This is a genomic window from Flavobacterium johnsoniae, assembly GCF_030388325.1.
Lineage (GTDB): Bacteria > Bacteroidota > Bacteroidia > Flavobacteriales > Flavobacteriaceae > Flavobacterium > Flavobacterium johnsoniae_C.
Map to the genome: position 1 here is coordinate 1459892 of NZ_CP103794.1, position 22853 is coordinate 1482744.

The 22853-nt window shown below is 34.0% G+C and carries 15 protein-coding genes and 1 tRNA gene; 4 read left to right on the top strand and 12 right to left on the bottom strand.

Annotated features, from left to right (window positions below; translation table 11 throughout):
- Positions 1 to 257 precede the first annotated feature (257 nt).
- The 7 genes from NYQ10_RS06540 to NYQ10_RS06570 form a co-directional block, all read right to left on the bottom strand.
- Positions 258 to 2120, bottom strand: coding sequence for a glycoside hydrolase family 13 protein (locus NYQ10_RS06540; protein WP_289879413.1), 1863 nt, complete (start codon positions 2118 to 2120; stop codon positions 258 to 260).
- 19 nt (positions 2121 to 2139) lie between these two features.
- Complete coding sequence (locus NYQ10_RS06545) at positions 2140 to 2766, bottom strand: hypothetical protein (RefSeq protein WP_289879414.1); 627 nt, start codon at positions 2764 to 2766, stop codon at positions 2140 to 2142.
- A gap of 96 nt (positions 2767 to 2862) precedes the next feature.
- A complete protein-coding gene (locus tag NYQ10_RS06550) occupies positions 2863 to 4977 on the bottom strand; it encodes a glycoside hydrolase family 97 protein (protein ID WP_289879415.1) in 2115 nt (704 codons plus the stop codon).
- A 27-nt stretch (positions 4978 to 5004) separates the two neighbouring features.
- On the bottom strand, positions 5005 to 7308 hold the full coding sequence (locus tag NYQ10_RS06555; protein WP_289879416.1) for a glycoside hydrolase family 65 protein: 2304 nt from the start codon (positions 7306 to 7308) through the stop codon (positions 5005 to 5007).
- A gap of 79 nt (positions 7309 to 7387) precedes the next feature.
- Positions 7388 to 8044, bottom strand: a complete 657-nt coding sequence (pgmB, locus tag NYQ10_RS06560) for a beta-phosphoglucomutase (protein WP_289879417.1) — start codon at positions 8042 to 8044, stop codon at positions 7388 to 7390.
- Complete coding sequence (locus tag NYQ10_RS06565) at positions 8037 to 9554, bottom strand: MFS transporter (protein WP_289879418.1); 1518 nt, start codon at positions 9552 to 9554, stop codon at positions 8037 to 8039. The genes pgmB and NYQ10_RS06565 overlap by 8 nt, the downstream gene beginning before the upstream one ends.
- 173 nt (positions 9555 to 9727) lie before the next feature.
- A complete protein-coding gene (locus NYQ10_RS06570; RefSeq protein WP_289879419.1) occupies positions 9728 to 10759 on the bottom strand; it encodes a LacI family DNA-binding transcriptional regulator in 1032 nt (343 codons plus the stop codon).
- Between the two features lie 235 nt (positions 10760 to 10994).
- Here NYQ10_RS06570 and NYQ10_RS06575 point away from each other — a divergent pair, with 235 nt between their 5' ends.
- From NYQ10_RS06575 to NYQ10_RS06590, 4 genes are all read left to right on the top strand, one after another.
- Positions 10995 to 13976: a SusC/RagA family TonB-linked outer membrane protein gene (locus NYQ10_RS06575; RefSeq protein WP_289879420.1), complete on the top strand. Its 2982-nt coding sequence runs from the start codon at positions 10995 to 10997 to the stop codon at positions 13974 to 13976.
- Between the two features lie 36 nt (positions 13977 to 14012).
- A complete protein-coding gene (locus tag NYQ10_RS06580) occupies positions 14013 to 15617 on the top strand; it encodes a RagB/SusD family nutrient uptake outer membrane protein (RefSeq protein ID WP_289879421.1) in 1605 nt (534 codons plus the stop codon).
- 19 nt (positions 15618 to 15636) lie between these two features.
- Complete coding sequence (locus NYQ10_RS06585; RefSeq protein ID WP_289879422.1) at positions 15637 to 16740, top strand: SusE domain-containing protein; 1104 nt, start codon at positions 15637 to 15639, stop codon at positions 16738 to 16740.
- Positions 16741 to 16824: 84 nt separating this feature from the next.
- Positions 16825 to 19701, top strand: a complete 2877-nt coding sequence (locus tag NYQ10_RS06590; RefSeq protein WP_289879423.1) for an alpha-amylase family glycosyl hydrolase — start codon at positions 16825 to 16827, stop codon at positions 19699 to 19701.
- Between the two features lie 101 nt (positions 19702 to 19802).
- Here NYQ10_RS06590 and NYQ10_RS06595 read toward each other — a convergent pair whose 3' ends face one another.
- From NYQ10_RS06595 to NYQ10_RS06615, 5 genes are all read right to left on the bottom strand, one after another.
- Entirely contained in the window at positions 19803 to 20030 is a 228-nt protein-coding gene (locus NYQ10_RS06595) for a DUF6814 family protein (RefSeq protein WP_229353008.1), read from the bottom strand.
- An 11-nt stretch (positions 20031 to 20041) separates the two neighbouring features.
- A complete protein-coding gene (locus tag NYQ10_RS06600; protein ID WP_289879424.1) occupies positions 20042 to 21535 on the bottom strand; it encodes an MFS transporter in 1494 nt (497 codons plus the stop codon).
- 460 nt (positions 21536 to 21995) lie between these two features.
- Positions 21996 to 22283: a GIY-YIG nuclease family protein gene (locus NYQ10_RS06605; protein ID WP_289879425.1), complete on the bottom strand. Its 288-nt coding sequence runs from the start codon at positions 22281 to 22283 to the stop codon at positions 21996 to 21998.
- A 94-nt stretch (positions 22284 to 22377) separates the two neighbouring features.
- A complete protein-coding gene (locus NYQ10_RS06610) occupies positions 22378 to 22665 on the bottom strand; it encodes a GIY-YIG nuclease family protein (RefSeq protein WP_289879425.1) in 288 nt (95 codons plus the stop codon).
- A gap of 52 nt (positions 22666 to 22717) precedes the next feature.
- Positions 22718 to 22790, bottom strand: a tRNA-Phe gene (locus NYQ10_RS06615).
- Positions 22791 to 22853: the final 63 nt, after the last annotated feature.

The following is a 22853-nucleotide window of genomic DNA, read 5'->3' on the forward strand; positions in this document are numbered from 1 at the left end:
GAAGATTTATAATAAAGGTTTGCCACAGATTACAAGATTAAAATGATTTTTTTAAAATCTGTGATAATCCTTTAATCTGTGACAATAAAATTTTTAAACACATAGAATCATAGATTTTGTTTGTCTTGAAAAGAGCTAAATAAATGACTAGTCATTTACACATAGCTGTGTGTATGCAAAAGCTATGTTTGTTTAAATAAGTGAAGCGCCTTTTATCGAGCTAAAAAATCTATGATTCTTTGTGTTTAATAAAAAATTTATTCCAATTCTAAAACCAAAGCAGATTTTGGTTCTAAAGTAATTTCAGAAGCTAAATCGAATTTTTTTCCTGTGATAACATCTTTACCTGATTTAAAGTTTTTAATGCTTTCTTTAAAACGGTTTGTTTTTACAACCTGTTCTTTTGCATTGTTATTGAAAACGACCATTACCGTCTTAGCATCTGTATATCTGAAATATACATATGTATTGTTTTCAGGAATATAATGTGTCATTTTTCCGAAATGAACCGCTTCATTTGTTTTTCTCCAGTTGAATAATTTTGAAGAGAAATCAAAGAAAGCTGCTTGTTCTGTAGTTCTTCCTTCTTTTGTAAAAGCATTGTTTTTATCGCCAGCCCAACCGCCTGGGAAATCCTGACGAATATCAGCATCGCCGCCTTTGCCTTTGTCTCCACCCATTCCAATTTCTGAACCGTAATAGATTTGCGGAATTCCGCGAACTGTTGCTAACAAAGTCATCGCCAATTTGTATTTTGGCAAATCATATTTGAACTTTTCGTTCATACGGTCTGTGTCATGATTTTCGGAAAAAACTAAAATGTTATTGGTGTTTGGATATAAAAAATCCATTGCAAAATTATTGTAGAATTTAATCAATCCGTTGTCCCAGCTCGGTTCATTCTCGTTGAAAGCAGAAGTAATCTGACTTTGAAGCGTAAAATCCATTACACTTGGAAGATTTGAATTGTAGTTTTCAATTGCACCAACTTTACTGTCTTTCTGCCAAAAAGCTAAATTCGCCTGATTGTGCATCCAGATTTCGCCAACAATATTAAAATTAGGATATTCATCTGTAATAGATTTTGCCCAATTTGCCATTGCCGTTTTATCAGAGTAATTATAAGTATCTACTCTGAAACCATCAAGATTTGCAAATTCGATCCACCAAATAGCATTTTGCGTTAAGTATTTTGAAACTAAAGGATTTCTTAAATTTAAATCTGGCATTGAAGGAACGAACCATCCATCAACACAAACTTCCTGATCGATTTTTGAAGCGTGAATATCTGTAATTACTTCACGTCTGTGATGCGTTTGTGTGAAAGTTTCGAACTGATTGAACCAAGTTTTGGTTGGAATGTCTTTCATCATCCAGTGCGTAATTCCCCAGTGATTGGTAACATAATCCATAACCAGTTTCATGTTCTTTTTGTGCATTTCTGCAGAAAGACGTGCGTAATCGTCATTCGTTCCGTAACGCGGGTCAATTTTGTAAACATCAGATTGTCCGTACGTATGATACGAATGTTGTTTGTCGTTGTCTTCGCATAAAGGCGTACTCCAAATTGTAGTTGCACCAAGAGACGAAATATAATCTAAGTTTTTGATGATTCCTTCGATATCGCCTCCATGTCGTCCGCTTGGATCTTTACGGTTTCCTTTTTCAGTTAAAGAAGCATCGCTGTCGTTTTTCGGATTTCCGTTAGCAAAACGATCTGGCATGATTAAGTAAATCAAATCAGAGGCATCGTAACTTTTTCTGTCGGCAGAATTGGCTCTTCTCTCTTTAAGTGCATATTTTTGAGTAAAAGCAACTTTATTTTTGTTTTTGAATGAAAAAGTTAATTCAGAAGCTTTTACATCTTTTGTATCAATGGTTACGAAAAGATAATTTGGGTTTTCTGTTTTTTCAACGTTTTTAATCGCAACATTATTAGAAACCGAAGCTTCATATTGTGCAATATTTTTTCCGTAGAACATGATTTGCAGTTCCGAATTTTTCATTCCGGCGTACCAAAATGGAGGTTCTACTTTTTGGATTTGCGCTTTCGCGGAAGCGGAAAACAACAAAACCAAAAGGATAAGTTTGTAGATAATTGATGTTTTTTGGTTTTTCATATTTCTAGATTATTAGAAATTATTTTTTATTTATTTGTCTGGCATTTTCTTTTAGAATTTTGGCAATTGAATCTAAATCAATTCTGATACTATCTACGACGGTTTTACATGACAATTCATAATTTCTTTTTATTTCATTTACTTGAGGAAGTGTTCTTCCGGGCTCAAGTTTAGGGAATTCAGGTGATTTTGAATTACTTATTTTAATTAACAAGGAGTCAATTGTTTCATTTTCTCCAAAATAGATTTTATACTTGTTTAGAATTCCAATTATCTCACCAGTAGCTTTGTATTGCTCGGCTCTATTAGCTTTCCAGTCTATTGTTGCTTGTTCTGATTGCGATATAACTGCTTGTTTCTCAAATTCACTTGTGAAAATATGTAATGTTGCAATATAGTACATAGAAGAGCCGTAACTCTCTAAAAAGTTTTTATAAAAATTAATTAAGACTGCACTTTTTTCAGCAAACAAAGAGGAAATTTCGACTGCTATTCTTTTTCTTTCTGCTTTTTTTTGAATGTTATTTTGTATTTGTAAAGCAATAATAGCAATTGAGGCTCCCAATAATCCAATTAATACTTGCCATAATGGATTGTCATTAGTAAAAAAAGTTGATTGAGTTTCTTGAAAACAGCATTCACACATAATTTATAAAATTTAACTTAAATATTTATTTAAAGAGATCAAATTATAAAAAAAGACAAGTAATCTATGGGGGAAAATTACTTGTCTTTTAAAAAATTACTTAGTTTCAATAATGCTTATTGCATAACCTCCTCCTGAAGCAGAAAACTGAGATAATTTTGATTTATTGGTTACAGCAATTTTCTTGATTGTATAAGCTTGCGGATTAGTTTTGTAATGCGCATCTTTTGCATCAGCATAAATTGTTGCAGTATATTTTTTACCTTTTTCAAGGAAACTGAAATCGATGTTTGATGTACGTGGAGTTTCTCCGTTTACGTTTCCAATAAACCAGTTGTTTGTTCCTTTTGCTTTACGAGCAACTGTGATAAAGTCTCCTGGTTCAGCCTCGATATATTTACTTTCTGACCAGTCTATAGCTACATCTTTAATGAATTGAAACGCATCTGGAAAACGGTTATAGTTTTCTGGAGTATCAGCAGCCATTTGTAACGGACTGTACATGGTAACGTATAATGCCAATTGATTTGCAATTGTACTGTTTACATGCGATTTGTTCTCTGGATTCATTTTGCTGATATCCATTTCGAAGATTCCAGGAGTGTAATCCATTGGACCACCAATTAAACGTGTAAATGGTAAAACCGTTACGTGATTTGGTTTAGAACCTCCAAAAGCTTGGTACTCTGTTCCTCTTGCCGCTTCGTTTCCAATTAAGTTAGGATACGTTCTTGCAATTCCCGTTGGACGAACTGCTTCGTGAGCGTTCACCATAATTTTGTAATCAGCCGCTTTTTCAATAGCATATTGATAGTGGTTTACAATCCATTGGCTGTAGTGGTTTTCGCCTCTTGGCAAAATATCACCTACATAACCACTTTTTACAGCATCATATCCGTTATCGTTCATGAATTTGTAAGCAGCGTCCATATGGCGCTCGTAGTTACGAACAGATCCAGAAGTTTCGTGGTGCATGATGATTTTTACACCTTTAGATTTTGCGTATTCGTGAAGACCTTTCACATCAAAATCTGGGTAAGGAGTTAAGAAATCAAAAACATAATCTTTTGAGTGACCAAACCAGTCTTCCCAGCCTTCGTTCCATCCTTCAACCAAAACAGCGTCGAAACCATTTGCAGCAGCGAAATCAATGTATTTTTTTACATTAGCATTGTTTGCTCCATGAGTTCCGTTTGGTTTTGCTTTTGAGAAATCAGAAACTCCCAACTGAACTGTTGGAAAATCATTTGTGTATGACCAAGAACTTTTTCCTGTAATCATTTCCCACCAAACACCAACATATTTTACGGGTTTAATCCAAGAAGTATTTTCAATTTTTGATGGATCGTTTAAGTTGTAAGTCATTTTTGAAGCTAAGATTTCTCTAGCATCGTCGCTTACGATAATCGTTCTCCAAGGCGAATGATTTGGCGCTTGCATATGACCTTTGTCTCCTTTTGCATCTGGCGTTAACCAAGATTCGAAAACTAAGTTTTTATCATCTAAATTCAAGTGCATACAAGAATAGTCAATCAAAGCAGCTTCGTGAAGGTTGATGTAGATTCCGTCAGCAGTTTTTAGCATCAAAGAAGTCTGAACTCCTGTTGGTGAAAAGTTCTTTTGCGAAACGTTTGCTGTATACGCTTTTTCAGATAAACCTCTAATTTCAGATAATTTAGATTTTGTATAATCGTATTCTTGAGTATCATAATCTCCTGGAATCCAGAAAGCAGTATGATCTCCAGTCATTGCAAATTGAGATCTTTCTTCTTTAATTACAAAATAAGTAAGATTCTTTTGCGCTGGGAATTCATATCTGAATCCTAAACCGTCGTCGAATAAACGGAAACGAATTACTATTTGTCTGTCTGTACTTTTTTGGTTTAAAGTCACAGCCAATTCATTATAATGATTTCTGATGTGATCTACTTCTCCCCAAACTGGTTTCCAAGTTTCATCAAAAGTGGAAGTTTTAGTGTCAGCGATTGTAAAGTCATTCAATAAAGATTTTTTGTCATCTTTAAGTTCAAGACCTAATTTACTGGTTTTTACAACTTCTTTATTCTTGTATTTTAAATTGTACGTTGGAGTTCCATCGTTTTGAAGAGAAAATTCCATTACGAACTTGCCTTCGGGTGATTTTAATTGTTGTGCTTCCGCAATTGAGCTAAAAGCAAACAAGATTAAACTTGCGAAAAATAAGTTTTTCATGTTTTTTAGATTTTAGTGTATTGTAATTTAATTTATTTGTACAAATTTACTTGCAATTTCAGGTTTTCCGTTAACGATAATTGTTAAATCTTGATCGCCGTCTACAGTAAATGTTGTTTCGTTATGGTTTACAGCTACTTTTAAAATTTGGTTTCTAAAATTAATTTTAAAAGAGTAACCTTTCCATTCTTTTGGGATTTTTGGAGAGAAATGAAGCTGATCATTTTTAACACGCATTCCTCCAAAGCCTTCAACGATACTCATCCATGTACCGGCCATTGACGTGATATGACAACCTTCTTCTACTTCTTTATTATAATCGTCCAAATCCAAACGAGAAGTTCTTAAATAAAATGTATATGCCATGTCCATTTTATCTAAAGCTGCAGCCTGAATTGAGTGTACACAAGGCGAAAGCGAACTTTCGTGAACCGTAAATGATTCATAAAATTCGAAATTGCGTTTCAATTCTTCTTTCGAAAAATGATCTTCGAAGAAATAAAAACCTTGTAAAACGTCTGCTTGTTTGATGTATGGCGAACGTAAAACGCGATCCCAAGACCATTTTTGGTTTATCGGACGCTGTGATTTATCTAAATCTTTTACCGGAACTAAATCTTTGTCTAAGAAACCGTCTTGCTGTAAATAAATTCCAAGTTCTTTTGAAATTGGGAAATACATATCATCGGCCACTTTTTTCCATTCCTGAATTTCATTCGCCGAAAGGCTAACTTTTTCAAGTACTCTTTTGTGATCTAAAGGATATTCTGAAGCTACTTTTTCAATTTGTTCTGTCGCAAAATCGATACACCATTTTGCAATATAATTGGTGTAGAAATTATTGTTGATGTTATTTTCGTATTCGTTTGGACCAGTAACTCCCAAAATCACATATTGATTTTTATCTTTAGAAAATGAAGCTCTTTGGTGCCAAAAACGCGCAATTCCAATTAAAACTTCTAAACCTTTTTCTGGAATATAAGAGTAATCTCCCGTGTAACGGTTATAATTGTAAATCGCAAAAGCAATCGCTCCATTTCTGTGGATTTCTTCGTGTGTGATTTCCCATTCGTTATGGCATTCTTCACCGTTCATCGTAACCATTGGGTACAATGCAGCACCGTTTTTGAAACCTAAATTATCTTTCGCATTTTCAATCGCTTTATCTAATTGATTGTAGCGGTAGGTCAATAAGTTTCTTGCAACTTGCTGATCTTTTGTAGCCATGTAAAAAGGAATACAATATGCTTCAGTATCCCAATAAGTAGATCCGCCGTATTTTTCTCCGGTAAATCCTTTTGGACCAATATTTAAACGAGAATCTTTTCCTGAATAGGTTTGGTTTAATTGGAAAATATTGAAACGAATTCCTTGTTGTGCCTTAACATCGCCTTCAATGGTAATATCTGACATTTCCCAGATTTTTGCCCAAGCATCAATTTGGTTTTGAAGTAAAGCGTCATATCCTAAAACAACTGCCGATTTGATTACTTTTTCAGCTCCAGCCAAAGTGTTTTCGTGTTTTAAAGAAACCGTATATCCGCCAATTTTTTGAATTGATGAGGTTTGTCCTTTTGCAATAATAGTTCCGTAAGTATACTGAACTTTATCTGTTGTTGAATCGATTGTTGACGGTGAAACGTTGATGTTTTCTCCGTTTGCCAAAATCGTATTGTGCATGAAAGTTGTAACTTTAAAATGCGTTTTAAACGTTTGTGCAGTTACAAAAGCTTCGTTTGTTCCTTTTTTAACTTCAAGCGGTTCCCAGAATTTTTCTTCCCAGTTCGCATCTTCATTGGTTACACCAGCGTCCACGTAAGGTTTGTAAACGATTTTAGCATCTTTGTTTAAAGGTGTAATATCGTATTTAATAATTCCTGCTTCGTCTAAATCTAATGAAAGAAAACGACGAACGTTAACCGCGATTTCGGTTCCGTTTTTTAGAACTGCTTCACAAGAACGATTGTACCAACCTTCTTTCATATTCAATTCTCTGCGGAAGTTTCTAACTTCGGTACAAGTATTCAAATCAAGGTTTTCTTCGTTGATTTCAATGTCAATTCCTATCCAGTTTGGAGCGTTTAATACTTTGGCAAAATATTTCGGATAACCGTTTTTCCACCAGCCCACTTTTGTTTTGTCTGGGTAATAAATTCCGGCAATATAACTTCCTTGGAAAGTTTCAGCAGAATAAGTTTCTTCAAAATTCGCACGCTGTCCCATAGCGCCGTTTCCGATACTAAAAAGACTTTCAGAAGATTTTACTCTTTCGGCATCAAATCCTTCTTCAATAATAGACCAATTGTCTGGTTTTATATAATCTTGGTTCATCTTTTTTTAATTTGATAATTCAGTTAATTAGAAAATGAGATAATTACATGATTTGGAAATTATCTAATTCATACATTTTCTAATTGATTAATTTTTCTATAAAGCTTGTTTCGATTTGGGTAAAATCTTTAAAAATGTAATCAGCTTCATGTAAAATTGTTTCCTCACCAATTCCCACACTTACCATTTCTGCAATGTTTGCTGCCTGAATTCCGGCAACAGAATCTTCAAATACGATTGAATTTTTTGGATCAATGTTTAATAATTGAGCCGCTTTTACGAAAACTTCAGGGTCTGGTTTTGCATTGGTAACGTCATTTCCGTCAACAATAACATCGAAGTAAGATAGAACGCCTGTTTTTTCTAAAATTGGTCTTGCATTTTTGCTCGCTGAGCCTAAAGCAATTCCTTGATTTTTCTCTTTTAATAGTTTTAGAATTTTTAAAACTCCTGGAAGAACCTCACTTTCGTCCATGTCAACTAAATAAGACAAATAATCTTCGTTTTTTTGAATCAGCCATTTGTCTTTGTCTTCTTGCGAAGCCTCAACATTTCCTAATCCAAGTATAATGTCTAAAGAACGAACGCGGCTCACGCCTTTTAAAAGTTCGTTGTCTTCATGTGTAAAATTTATATTTAATGATTTGGCAATTTTCTGCCAAGCTAAAAAATGGTATTTAGCGGTATCAACGATCACTCCATCAAGATCGAAGATGAATGCTTTTTTATTATTCATGGATTTCAATTTTAGTTTTACTATTTACTCTAAGAGTCAATAATCCTGCGAAAATCATTGATATTCCTCCAATTATTAGAGCGTAAATAGGTTCATTATGGAAGAATTGTTTGATTACGAATCCTAATATCGTAGCGGCTACGATTTGCGGAATTACTACGAAAAAGTTAAAAACTCCCATATAATAACCCATTTTTGCAGCTGGCAATGCACCAGACAACATAGCGTAAGGCATTGATAAAATACTTGCCCATGCAATACCAACTCCCAACATTGGAAGGATAAGCATTTGTTTATCACCAATAAAATAAACTGAAATTAAACCAATACCACCAGCACATAATGCCAGTAAATGTGTTGCTCTAACACCTACTTTTTTTGCAATAATTGGCAGTAAAAAAGCAACTGCAGCTGCAATTCCGTTGTAAACTGTAAACAATACCGAAACCCAGTCGGCAGCATCATTATATACTTTTGAAGTCGTGTCTGTTGTGCCAAAAATATGCTGTGTAACCGCTTGAGTTGTATAAATCCACATTGAGAAAAGCGCAAACCAAGAGAAAAATTGAACCCAAGCTAATTTTTGCATTGTTTTTGGCATATTCAATAAATCGGTCATGATTATGGTAAAACCATTCTGGACTTTTTTAGTTCGTAATTGTGATGCAATTACAAATAAAACGCCCATGAAAATTAGACCAATAAATAGAATGTAAAGTTCTTTTGCGAGGCTGTTTTCGAAAATTAAAAACGAAATTAATGCTCCAATACCAGCAAACACTAATCCTAAAAACAATTGTCTTTTTGTAGAAACGCCAGATTCTGTTTCAGAATTTGATACATCTTCTTTCTCTTTTTTGCTGTTAGCTTCAAAAGCATGAAGTTCTTCCGGAGTATATTCAGTTGATTTAAAAACGGTCCATAAAACGGAAAGAAGGAAAACAATTCCTCCAATATAAAAAGACCATTTTACTGCATCTGGAATAATTCCTTTAGGGGCAACATTGCTAACATCAAAGACATTTGTGAAAAGATAAGGGAGAACAGAACCAACAACGGCACCCGTTCCAATGAAAAAACTCTGCATAACAAAGCCCAATGCACGCTGATGGTCGGGTAAATTATCGCCCACAAAAGCGCGAAAAGGTTCCATAGAAACGTTGATTGAGGCATCCATTATCCATAAAGTTCCCGCAGCAATCCATAAAGTTGGAGAGTTGGGCATTACGAACAAAGCCATAGATGACAAAATAGCGCCAATTAAAAAATAGGGGCGACGTCTTCCTAAACGAGTCCAAGTTCTATCGCTGAAATAACCAATAACGGGCTGAATAATTAAACCTGAAACTGGCGCAGCAATCCACAAAATTGGGATTTCATCTATTTTAGCACCAAGGGTTTCAAAAATTCTTGAAGTATTTGCGTTTTGCAGTGCAAAACCAAATTGTATTCCTAAGAAACCGAAACTCATGTTCCAAATTTCCCAGAAACTTAATTTACGCTTTTCCATTATCGTAATTTGAAAATTATACGATAAGCGCTTTGCTTATCAAAACTTTGTTTCTTTCGAAGTAAAACTAAAAGCCTTGACGGGCGTAAAATTATAAATTATTTTTTTATAAATGCTAATAAAAAAGCCATAAAAATTTTTTATGGCTTTAGAAAGTATTGATTTTTAGAAAATTAGTCAGTAGATTCTCGTTTAATGAGATGTGTTTCGATAACTTCTGTTGTATAATTTTCAGTATGTTCTTCATCGTCATCTTCTTCGGCTTCAAGACGTTCGATAAGCATTTTAGCTGCTTTGTTGCCCATTTTTTCACCGCTTTGGCTTACGGTTGTAATGCTTGGTGTTGAATATTTAGAAATAATTCCGTCTGTAAAAGCAATTACGGCTAAATCTTCAGGAACTTTTAATCCCATTTTCGATGCAGTTTTAATAATTGTTACTGCAAAAAGCTCATTTACAGCAAAAACCGCATCAAAAGCTCTTGCGTGTAAAAGTTCTGAAATTGTTATTTCGCAGGTGTCTACATCTTCGATTTTAATGATTAAATCCTCGTTGAAAGTAATTCCGTTGTCTAAAAGTGCTTTTTCGTAACCGTCGGTTCTTAGTTTTCCAACACTTACATAATCTACTGTTGTTACGAGTGCGATTTTTTTTCTTCCGTTATCAATCAAACTCTGAACTGCTTCATAAGCAGCGGCTTTGTCATCAATAATCACTTTATCACATAAAATATCATTTGTTACACGGTCAAACATAACAACTGGCATTCCCTGATTTATTACTTCTGTAATATGGTGAAAATCGCCTTTATATTGGGTTTCTTTAGAAAGGGACATGATGAAACCATCGATACTTCCGTTGGCTAACATCTCCATGTTTAGGACTTCTTTATCGAAAGAATCGTCGGATACACAGATGACAACACTATAGCCGTATTCGTTGGCAACTTGTTCAATTCCGTTGATTACGGTAGAGAAAAAATAATGTACAATTTCGGGTATAATGATGCCAATACTCTTAGTTTTTCGGTTTTTTAGACTAAGGGCAATGTTGTTAGGTTTATAGTTGTAAAACTTTGCAAAAGCCTGAACTTTTTCTCTAGTTTCTTCTCCAATTTCGAGGCTGTTTCTAAGTGATTTTGAGACAGTTGAAATAGATACATCTAGTTCCTTTGCAATCTGTTTTAGAGTTATTTTACGTTTCATGTGAATAGTTGAAAAAAATCTAATTAATAATAAAGGTATCTGAAATTTTTATAATTGACAATTTTCATGCGAAAAGATTACAAAATATAGAAAGTTTTCAACACTACCACGTTTTCGTAAAGCAATAAAAATTGTCGTTGGTCGAGCATGTTAATAAATTCATAATTTTGAAATTCGAAGTAAAATTAAAAACTTAACTAACGTTCACAAACTCAAACTAATTTAAACAAAAAGTATGAAAACAATTTACAAAAAGTTGTTATTTTTATTCCTTCTGCTTCCGTTTACTGTGTTAGCTCAAAACACATTAAGTGGAACAGTAACTGATCTTGCCACAGGTCAGCCAATCCCAGGAGTAAATGTAAATGTACAAGGTGCCCCAGGAGGTACATCTACTGATTTTGACGGTAAATTTCAATTGCCGAATCTTAAAAATGGAGACAAAATTTTGGTTTCATTTATTGGATACAAAACATCGACTATAGTATTTAATGGTCAAAAAACCTTAGCCGTATCTTTAGAAGAGGATACAAATCAATTACAAGAAGTAGTTGTTCAGGTAGGTTATGGTACTGTTAAGAAAAAAGATGCGACAGGATCGGTTTCTCAAATTTCTGCAAAAGAATTCAATAAAGGTATTAACGTAACTCCAGAAAGTTTAATTGGAGGTCGTATTGCTGGTGTGAATGTTGTTGGAGGAGGAGCTCCAGGAGCAAAAGCAGATATTAGAATTCGTGGAGGATCTTCATTAAGTGCATCAAATGATCCATTGATTATTTTAGACGGACTTCCTTTAAGTAATGCTGTTCCGAGTGGAGCTACAAGTATCTTGTCTACTATTGATCCTAATGATATTGAGTCTTTCACAGTATTAAAAGATGCTTCTGCAGCAGCAATTTATGGTTCTCGTGCAGCAAATGGTGTAATTGTAATTACGACTAAAAAAGGAACTAAAGGTGGTGTAAAAGTTAATTTCAGTTCTCAAGTTGGTATTAACACAATCGCTAACAAAGTTGATGTCTTAAGCGCAGATCAATTCCGTGCTTTCGTAAACGAAAAAGGAACTGACGCTCAAAAAGCATTAATGGGTACTGCAAGTACAAATTGGCAGAATGAAATTTTCAATACTGCTCTTACAACCAACAATAATATCTCTGTAAGCGGTGCTTTATTTAATAAATTACCAGTACGTTTATCTGTTGGAAATGTTAATAATCCTGGAATCTTAAGAAATACTTCTTTTGAAAGAACTACGACATCGATATCGTTAAATCCAGTTTTATTTGATAATCACTTAAAAATTGATATTAGCGGAAACTTATCTTTCAGTAAAAATCAATTTCAAGATGAAGATGCTGTTATTGGATCAGCAATCAGTTTTGATCCAACTCAATCACCTTACCAAACAGGTTCTCGTTATGGAGGTTATTTTGAATGGTTAGAGCCAAACGGAAATATAGCGCTTTTGCCTGCTAAAAACCCTGTTGCAAGATTAAACCAAGAAGATAAAAGAGCTAAATCTACTAGAAAATGGGGTAATATTAGTGTAGACTATAAATTTCACTTCTTTGAAGATTTAAGAGTTGTAGCAGAAGCTGGTATCGATAGATTTGATAGTAGTGGATACAACAGACAAAGTACAGAAAGTATTTTAGGGTTTCAACCAGTTCCTTTTACTTCAGCAGGTTATGTGAACTTAGGAAACTATGATACTTACACAGATGATCTTCAAAACAAAAACTTAAATACGTATTTTGTTTATAGCAAAAATTTAGGAAAACTTAAATTGGATGCTACTGCTGGATATAACTATCAGTTGTTCCAAAAAGAAAAATACCAATCTGGAGCACTTACACAGCCAGTTGAAACTAGAAATGAAGATGTTATCACTGATCCAGATATTAATTTACAATCTTACTTTGGTCGTTTGAACTTAGGTTGGGATAGTAGATATTTATTGACTTTAAACTACAGAAGAGACGGAACTTCTCGTTTTTCTGAAGAAAATAGATGGGGTAACTTTATGGGAGGTGCTTTTGCATGGAATATTGCTGAAGAATCTTTCTTAAAAGATAATGAAACACTTTCTAGCTTAAAATTAAGAGTTGGTTACGGTACAACTGGACAGCAAGATATTTCTGCTCAGTACGATTATTTAAGAAGAGTAACACTTGGAACAGTAAGTACTCAGTATGTATTTAATGGTGTTGTTTACAGAACTGCTAGACCAGAAGGTTACAACCAAAATATCAAATGGGAAGAATTAGCAGAGATGAACGTAGGGTTTGATTTCGGATTCTTACATGATAGAATTACAGGTACTATTAACTACTTTGATAAAAAATCAACAGACTTATTGGCTGATGTATTGGTTCCAGATGGAGCAAACTTAAGAAATCAAGGGTTTAATAATATTGGTAACTTAAGAACAAAAGGACTTGAATTCAGCCTTCAGTCAGATATCATTAAAAAAGACGATTTCAACTGGAATGTTGCTGTTAATGCTACTTACTTAGATCAAAAAATTGAAAGTTTAGGTCAGACTGTTGAAGGTTTTCAAGGTTATGAAGTAGGAGATAATATTAAAGGTGGAAATGGAAATAAAGTATTGATTAATACTGTTGGATTTGCTCCAAATTCATTCTTCGTTTATGAGCAATTATACGATGCTAACAAAAAACCAATCGCTGGTGCTTATGTAGACAGAAACGGAGATGGTAAAATTGATGCAAATGACCGTTACAGATACAAAAAACCAACGGCAGATTACACATTTGGACTTTTCTCTACTTTAAACTATAAAAAGTTTGATTTTACAATGAACTGGAGAGCAAGTTTAGGAAATTACATTTTTGATAACGTAAATTCTAACATGGGTTATTCAGATGCTGCTTTAAGAAGACAGACAGATTTATCTAACGTAAGTTCGGATTATTTAAATACTGGATTTACTTTCGAAGATAATGGAACACAACGTTATTTATCTAATTATTATGTAAAAGATGCTTCTTTCATCAAATTAGATAACGTAACTCTTGGATATACTTTAGATAAATCTTTATTAAAAGATGTTTCTTTAAGATTTTCTGCAGGTGTTCAAAACGTTTTTGTACTTACAAAATATGATGGGTTAGATCCGGAGAAATTCAACGGAATTGATGGTAATGTTTACCCAAGAGCAAGAACTTACTTGTTTGGAGTAAATGCAAGTTTCTAATAGTACATTGAAAAAACAAATTTTAAAACATACAAAATGAAAATATCATTTAAATATATATCTTATTTCTTCCTATTTATTTTAGGAATAAGTATGACGTTTACTTCGTGTACTGACGATCTAAACGTGACTCCAAAAGATGACGATGAATTTTTATCGGAAACTTTTTTCCAAGATCCAGCGTCTTACAAACAAGTTTTGGCAAAATTATATGCTGGGCTTTATGTAGGAGGTAATGACGGTGATGGACAAGCGGATATTGCTGGTTTGAGTGGAGATTTTAGCAGTTACTTGCGTTTGCTTTTTGTAACTCAAGAATTGCCTACAGATGAGGCAGTTATTGCTTGGGCAGATGGTACTTTGCCAACATTAAATACTCAAACGTGGTCTCCTGTAAATGAGTTTTTATACGGAACTTATTCTAGAGCATTTTACCATATTAGTTTGGCAAATGAGTTTTTAAGACAAACTACAGATGAGAAATTAACAGCAAGAGGTGTTGATGCAAATCTAAAAACTGAAATCGCAACTTTTAGAGCAGAAGCACGTTTCTTAAGAGCTTTCTCTTACACGAATTTAATGGACTTATTTGGTAATGTGCCAATTACAACAGAAGCTGATCCAGTTGGTTTCTTTTATCCAGTACAAAAATCAAGAGCAGAAGTTTTTGCTTTTGTAGAATCTGAATTGAAAGACTTAGATAGCAGTCTTCCAAATGCAAGAACAAATGAATATGGTAGAATTGATAAAGTTGCAGCTAAATTTTTATTAGCACAAATTTATTTAAATTCTAAAGTTTATACAGGTACAGATAGAAATAACGAAACTGCTACTTTATGTTCTGAAATTATTAACTCTGGATATACATTTGCAAATGTTCCTTATCGTTATTTGTTTTCTGCAGATAATGATAAAAATGGAGCGCAAACAGAATTTATTTTCCCAATTATAAGTGATGGTGTTGCTATTAGAGCAACTGGTGGAGGAATGAGTTTTATTCTACACGCTGGTATTGGAGGAAGTATGGATGCTGCTTCTAGAGGTATGGATGGAGGATGGCAGGGAACTAGAACTCGTAAAGAGTTTGTAGCACTTTTCCCTGATGCAACTGCTACTGGAGATAAAAGAGGAACATTCTATACAGATGGACAAGCTTTAGATATTACTAATATATCAACATTTACAGATGGTTATGCTGTAACGAAATATATTAATAAAAAAGCAGATGGTTCAGCAGCTCAAAGAACAGATATTCCAGACACGGATTTTCCAATGTTTAGAGTTTCAGATGCTTATTTAATGTATGCGGAAGCAACTTTAAGAGGAGCTTCAACAGGAAATATTGGTACAGCATTGGGTTACGTAAATCAAATTAGAACAAGAGCTGGTGCACAGAATATTTCTACAGCACAATTGACACTTGATTTTATTTTGGATGAAAGAGGAAGAGAATTATTTTGGGAATGCCACAGAAGAACAGATTTGATTCGTTTTGGAAAATTCTCAGGAGGATCTAAACTCTGGCAATGGAAAGGCGGAGTAATGAATGGTACTTCTACAGAATCTTACAGAGATTTAATGCCAATTCCGTCTAAAACAATTCAGGCTAATCCAACTTTGAAACAAAATCCAGGATACTAACACCTAATAGAACTGTAAAATGAAAAATATATATAAAGTTTTAATCGCATTTATTGGTGTATTTGCGGTGTCATGTAATGCAGACGCTGTTGATGAAAGACCAATTCTTGATGCAGTTTCAACACCTGAAATTACTGCACCAACTACAGGACAAAATTATGTTCTAGATGTTGAAAAAGCAGCACAGGAAGTTGCTAAATTTAAATGGTCGGCTGCTGAGTATTCTACTTCAGTTGCAGTAAAATACACTTTGTTGATTGATAAAAAAGGAGGTGATTTTACAAAAGCAGTAACACTTCAGACTACTACTAATAGTATTACAGAGGTTTCTGTATTAACTAGAGAATTAAATCAAGTAGCAATTGATCTTGGTGGTACGCCAGAAGTTGCAGCGCAGTATGATGTTAAAATTACAGCTAATGTTTCGGGAGGAGTTGTTCAGGTTTCAAAAGGATTAATCTCAATTACTGTAACTCCATATGTTGGAAAAGTTCCTTACGATTTTGTTGAATGGTACTTAGTAGGAGATGCAACAGTTGCTGGTTGGGATAATAACAAAGGAAACCAGATATTATTCAGAAGTGCAACAAATTCTGATGAATATACTTTTACAGGATTCTTTAAGAAAGGGGCTTTTAAAACTATTAGAAATTTAGGAAGCTGGATACCAATGTTTGGTTACGGTTCAGAAACTGCTATGGCTTATAGAGGAACAGATGCAGATGCAGACCCACCTACTTTTAACATTCCTGCAGATGGTTACTATAAATTTACGATGGATGTTGAAAAAAAGACTTACACATTGGCTCCGTACGCGGCTGGTGCTACAGCTCCAACTTATTCTACAGTAGGTATTATTGGTAGTGCAACTTCAAAAGGTTGGGATGCTTCAACTCCAATGGTAAAATCTACTTTCAATGCACACGTTTGGACTTTGGGAGTAACATCTTTAAACGATGGAGAAATAAAATTCAGAGCAAATGATGCATGGGATGTTTCTTGGGGAGGAAAAACTCCTTTCTCAGGTGTTAGTACTGGTGACAACACTCCTGTATCGAAATCAAAATATGTTATTTATTTCAATGATTTAGACGGAAGTTACTTAATGATTCCTAATCAATAAAAACTTCAGTTAATAACTGAAAAAGGGCTATCTCGAGATAGCCCTTTTTTAATCAATCTAACTATTTAGCTAACCACTATTATTATGAAAAGAATTTTACTATTAACATTTTTACTGTTGTCGCTGATTGCTTCTGCCCAAGTGCAGACAGTCACGTACTCCATAAATCCCGCAACATTTGAAGACACTACACCAATAACGATTACAATAAATGGGGGCAGTGTTAATGAAACTTCATGGGGAATTAGTACAACTCATGCTTTATATCTTTGGTCATGGTCTTATGATGTAAACGATACAAATCAGGCAGATAGTCCTTCAAACGGATCTTGGACTGCATCAAACGAAGCAGCGAAATTTACGTATAATGCAGCAACAGATACCTATACCAAAACTATTACACCATCTGTTTATTTTAATAGAAATGGAATAGGAAGAATTGGTTTTCTAGTTAAAACTAAAGACGGAACTGGCGATAAAAAATCACAGGATATTGTTGTCGAAGTTGGTTCTTTCCAAGCTTCATTAACTTCGCCAGCAGAAAATAGTACTTCTATTATTGCTTCGGGTGCTAGTTTAAATATTACAGCAACCAATACAAATGGTGCGGCTAGTTATACTTTAAAGGCAGACGGAACAACAATTAACACCAATGCAAGCACTTCGAGTTACAACTATAATCATTTAAATATCACTGGAAATCAAAGTTATGAATTAACTGTAACTCAAGGAACAACTTCAATCGTGAAGAAATTTTCAGTTGTGGTAAATCCGAATACGGTTTCTCAAGCTATGCCTGCTGGTTTAGTAGACGGAATTAACTATAACGCGACAGATGCTACAAAAGCGACTTTGGTTTTAGATGCTCCGCTAAAAGATTTTGTTTACGTTGCAGGAAATTTCAATAATTGGCAGCCAACATCGGCTTATGCCATGAAAAAAGATCCAACTTCAGGTAAATTCTGGTTAGAACTTACAGGTTTAGTTTCTGGCGCAAATAATACGTATCAATATTGGGTGGTAGATACTACACCGCCTGCAAATTCGCCTTCAATGGTAAAAACAGCAGATCCTTATTCTACTTTGGTTTTATCGCCTTATGATGATGCTGGAATTCCTAGTTCAAAATATCCAAATATGCCAGCTTATCCAACTGGACAAAATTTTGAAGTTACGGTTTTAAAAACAGGACAAACACCATATAATTGGCAGGTAACAAATTTTGTTAAACCTGAAAAAGAAAAGTTAGTTGTTTATGAGCTTTTGGTTCGCGATTTTGATGCTTCAAAAAGCTATCAAAGTTTGATTGACAGAATTGATTATTTTAAAAATCTTAAAATTAATGCGATTGAATTAATGCCGGTTATGGAATTTGAAGGCAATGAAAGCTGGGGTTATAATACTTCTTTTCATATGGCTTTAGATAAATTTTATGGAACTTCAGATAAATTAAAAGAGTTTATTGATTTATGCCATCAAAATGGAATTGCAGTTATTTTGGATGTTGCTTTAAATCATGCTTTTGGAAGAAATCCAATGGTAAGAATGTGGATGAATGATCCCGATGGAGACGGATTTGGATCGCCAACAGTAGAGAATCCATATTTTAATACAGTTGCAAAACACAGTTATAATGTAGGAGAAGATTTTAATCATCAGTCCTTAAAGACTCAATATTATGTAGAACGTGTTGTTAAACAATGGATTCAAGAATATAAAATTGATGGTTTCCGTTGGGATTTAACAAAAGGATTTACACAAAATTGTACAGCTTCTGATAATTCATGTACAGATTCCTATCAGCAGGATAGAGTTGATATTCTGAAAAAATACGCAGATTATTCATGGAGTTTAGATCCAACACATTATACCATTTTTGAACATTTAGGAACGGATGCCGAAGAAAAAGAATGGGCGAATTACAAAGTTTCTGAAACGCCAAGCAAAGGAATTATGATGTGGGGAAAAATGACAAATCAGTACAATCAATTATCTATGGGATATGCTTCCGATAGTAATATTTCTAGAATGTTAAGTTCAAATCGCGGCTTTACAGCAAATCGTTTAATGGGATATGCAGAAAGTCATGATGAAGAGCGTTTGATGTACAAAAATGTGCAGTACGGAGCTGTAAACGGAACTTATAATGTAAAAACATTAAATACAGCTTTGTCAAGAATGTCTGCAATTGGAGCTGTTTCTTTGTTGGTTCCAGGACCAAAAATGATTTGGCATTTCGGTGAGTTAGGATGGGAAAGTTCAATTTTTACATGTAATGACAATACCGTAAATACAGATTCAGATGCTATTGGCGGAGATTGTAAATTGGATACTAAACCGCAGCCGCAATGGGTAAATAATTGGTTAGGAAATTCAAATCGTAATAAGATTTATAACGATTGGGCAAAAATGATTACGCTAAAAACGGTAGAGCCTGTTTTTTTAGGAACTGCTACAATGACAAATGCTAATTCTTTAAATGTAAATATTAAAATAACAAACGCGGCCTTAACTTCAGCACAATTAAAAGATGTTGTAATTCTTGCCAATTTTGATACTGCAGTACAAAATATAGCAACAGGTTTTCCTTATGCAGGAACTTGGTATAATCTAATGGACAATACAACAATAAATGTTACAGATGTAAATGCGCCGATAAATTTGCCTCCAGGTGAATACAGAATTTACGGAAATAAAACAGCAAATCTTGCGATAGGCGAATTTGAAAAAGGAAGTTCAGTGAATTTATATCCAAATCCAGTTGCTGATTATTTTACATTAAATACTGTTTTCGCAAAAGTTCAGATTTATTCTGTTTCTGGACAGTTAGTAAAAAGCTTTGTTTCTAATGGAAATGCTGATTTTCAATTTAGCGTAAGCGAATTGCGAACAGGAATATATATTGTAAAAGCTTCTGATGAAAATAATAAAACTCAAGTAATGAAGTTTATAAAAAGATAAACCAGAAATAGGTTAAAGATTAGGTTAGGTTAGTAATGAAAAAGGGCTGTCTGGAAACGGACAGCCTTTTTTTTGTTCTTTAGGTTTGGGGTATTTTTTGTTTATTTCTTTTTATCGCTGTATTCTCCAATTAGAGAATAATACCCAAATGTTCCTAATCCCATAGTGATTAGAGGAGTTAGGATAAAAAGAATAATGGCTCCAAATACTAAATCATCTTGCTGATCTGAAAGAAGTTTTGGCAAACCAAATTCAAACACACAGAAATAAGCAGCTGCCGCCGCCAAAGCAATCCATAACGCCCCTAAAACTTGTTTGATCCCATTCATTTTTTTAAATTTTAAAGGTGAGTAATTTTGTTTTTGTTGTCAATATATATCATTCCGATTACAAAGCAGATTCCTGCAATTATTATCGGATACCATAATCCATCAAGATAAAAATCGGTTTTTCCAGTTGCTTTCGCGTGTGTCACAAAATAAGTGGAAATTGCAGGAAGCAATCCTCCAAAAATTCCGTTTCCAACATGATATGGAAGCGACATCGAAGTATATCTAATCTTAGTTGGAAACATTTCGACTAAAAATGCAGCAATTGGACCATAAACCATCGTTACAAAAAGCACTTGAATAAATACTAAGAAAATTAATGTCCATTTATCGCTTGAATTAATTACGACCGAAATGCTGCTTTGCACTTCTTTTTTATCCATGTACGATTTTTTTTCAATGCTGGATGTGCCATCAGTGTATTTTTTTTCAGTTATGATAATTGAAGTCTGATTGTCTTTGTTTTCAGTAGTTTGTTTTTGAGATTCAACGATTTCAGTTTTTTTAGTAATGTCGGTTGTCTCATACATTGACTTATATATAGGTCTGTATGATAATATGGCAATTAGCATTCCGAACATCATAATATATTTACGACCAATTTTATCGCTTAGCCATCCGAAAAAAATAAAAAAAGGCGTTCCAATTAAAAGGGCAATTCCGAGTAATTCATCGACTTGGGAAGAATCGACATTCATTACTGTTTTCATAAAGCTCATTGCGTAAAACTGACCCGTATACCATACAACGCCTTGTCCCATTGTAGCCCCGAATAGCGCTAGCAAAACAAACTTTAAATTATATCTGTTTCCGAAACTCTCTTTTAGCGGATTGGCACTTGTTGTTCCTTCTTTTTTAGCTTTTGCAAAAACAGGGGACTCGTCCATGTTTTTACGAATAAGATAAGAAACCCCAACCATTACAACAGAAACCCAAAAAGGAATGCGCCATCCCCACAAATCAAAATCTTCTGCAGAAAGCATACTTTTAGTGGCTAGAATTACCATTAAAGAAATAAACAAACCAACAGTTGCTGTAGTTTGAATCCAAGAAGTCCAATATCCTTTTTCGCCAGCGGGAGCATGTTCGGCAACGTAAGTGGCGGCTCCTCCATATTCGCCTCCTAAAGCAAGTCCTTGTAACAATCTCAAAATTAAAACTAATAAAGGAGCCAGAAAACCGATGGTTTCATAACTCGGAATACAGCCAATTAAAAATGTAGAACCTCCCATTAATAATAAGGTTGCCATAAATGTATATTTACGGCCAATAATATCACCAAGTCTTCCGAAAAATAAAGCTCCAAAAGGACGGACTACAAATCCTGCTGCAAAAGTGGCTAAAGTAGATAAGAACGCTGCGGTTGGATTGTCGCTTGGAAAGAATTTTGTGGAAATAACAACAGCAAGGCTGCCAAAAATATAAAAGTCGTACCATTCGATCATGGTGCCCATAGAAGAGGCTGAAATTACTTTCCAAATGCCCTTAGTAGAAGTTTTGCTCATAAAACTGCATTGATATCTTATTAGTAAATGAAAGATAAAATTATAGTTTTACGAATATAGAAGATATTTTTTTATTCAGTTAATACTTTTTTAACAAAAACTATTTATTTGTTGACATTTTAGTTTAACCGCAAAGACACAAAGAAAAAACGCAAAGGTTCGCAAAGTTTTTTGAATTGGCTCCAGCTTCAGCTGGAGTTTGCATAAAAAGCAATCGGAATGGCTTTAGCCAAAAATGCATGATTTGGCTAAAGCCTTATTGTTCGTTTGTTGATATATCCAGCTGAAGCTGGAGGCTATTCAAAAAATTAATACAAAAAAATTAACTTAATGGTATCATCCATGGCTATAGAGGCTGCAATTAAAAAACAGAAAACTATAAAAAACACAAAACCCGAATATTTCTATTCGGGTTTTGTGGTACCTCCAGTCCCGAGGCTTCGGGAGAACCAGGGACACATTACGATTTTCTTTTAGATAAAATATCTTCTAAAATAGATGGGTTCGCTATTATTTTGTTATTAAAGATTTTGCTTTTCATTCTTTTTATAAAACTTTCCAGATATAGTGCGTCATCTTTGGTGCTGCAACTAAAAGTGAGAACGACTTCCCAGTCATCAGCAATTTTGGTAAAAGAATTTGAATAAAAATGGTTTTGATGTTTAAAAACTCTTTCATCGATATTTTTAGTTTCTCCAATATAGAATTTTTGAGAAGAATTTGAATAAAGAATATATAAGTAATGCATTTTAAAAAATATTAAAAAAACAAAAAACCCGAATATTTCTATTCGGGTTTTTTGGTACCTCCAGTCCCGAGGCTTCGGGAGAACCAGGGACACATTACGATTTTCTTTTAGATAAAATATCTTCTAAAATAGATGGGTTCGCTATTATTTTGTTATTAAAGATTTTGCTTTTCATTCTTTTTATAAAACTTTCCAGATATAGTGCGTCATCTTTGGTGCTGCAACTAAAAGTGAGAACGACTTCCCAGTCATCAGCAATTTTGGTAAAAGAATTTGAATAAAAATGGTTTTGATGTTTAAAAACTCTTTCATCGATATTTTTAGTTTCTCCAATATAGAATTTTTGAGAAGAATTTGAATAAAGAATATATAAGTAATGCATTTTAAAAAATATTAAAAAAACAAAAAACCCGAATATTTCTATTCGGGTTTTGTGGTACCTCCAGGGATCGAACCAGGGACACATGGATTTTCAGTCCATTGCTCTACCATCTGAGCTAAGGTACCGTGCTTGTTGCGGGTGCAAATATATAATCATTTTTGGTTTGAGCAAAACATTTTTTAGAAAAA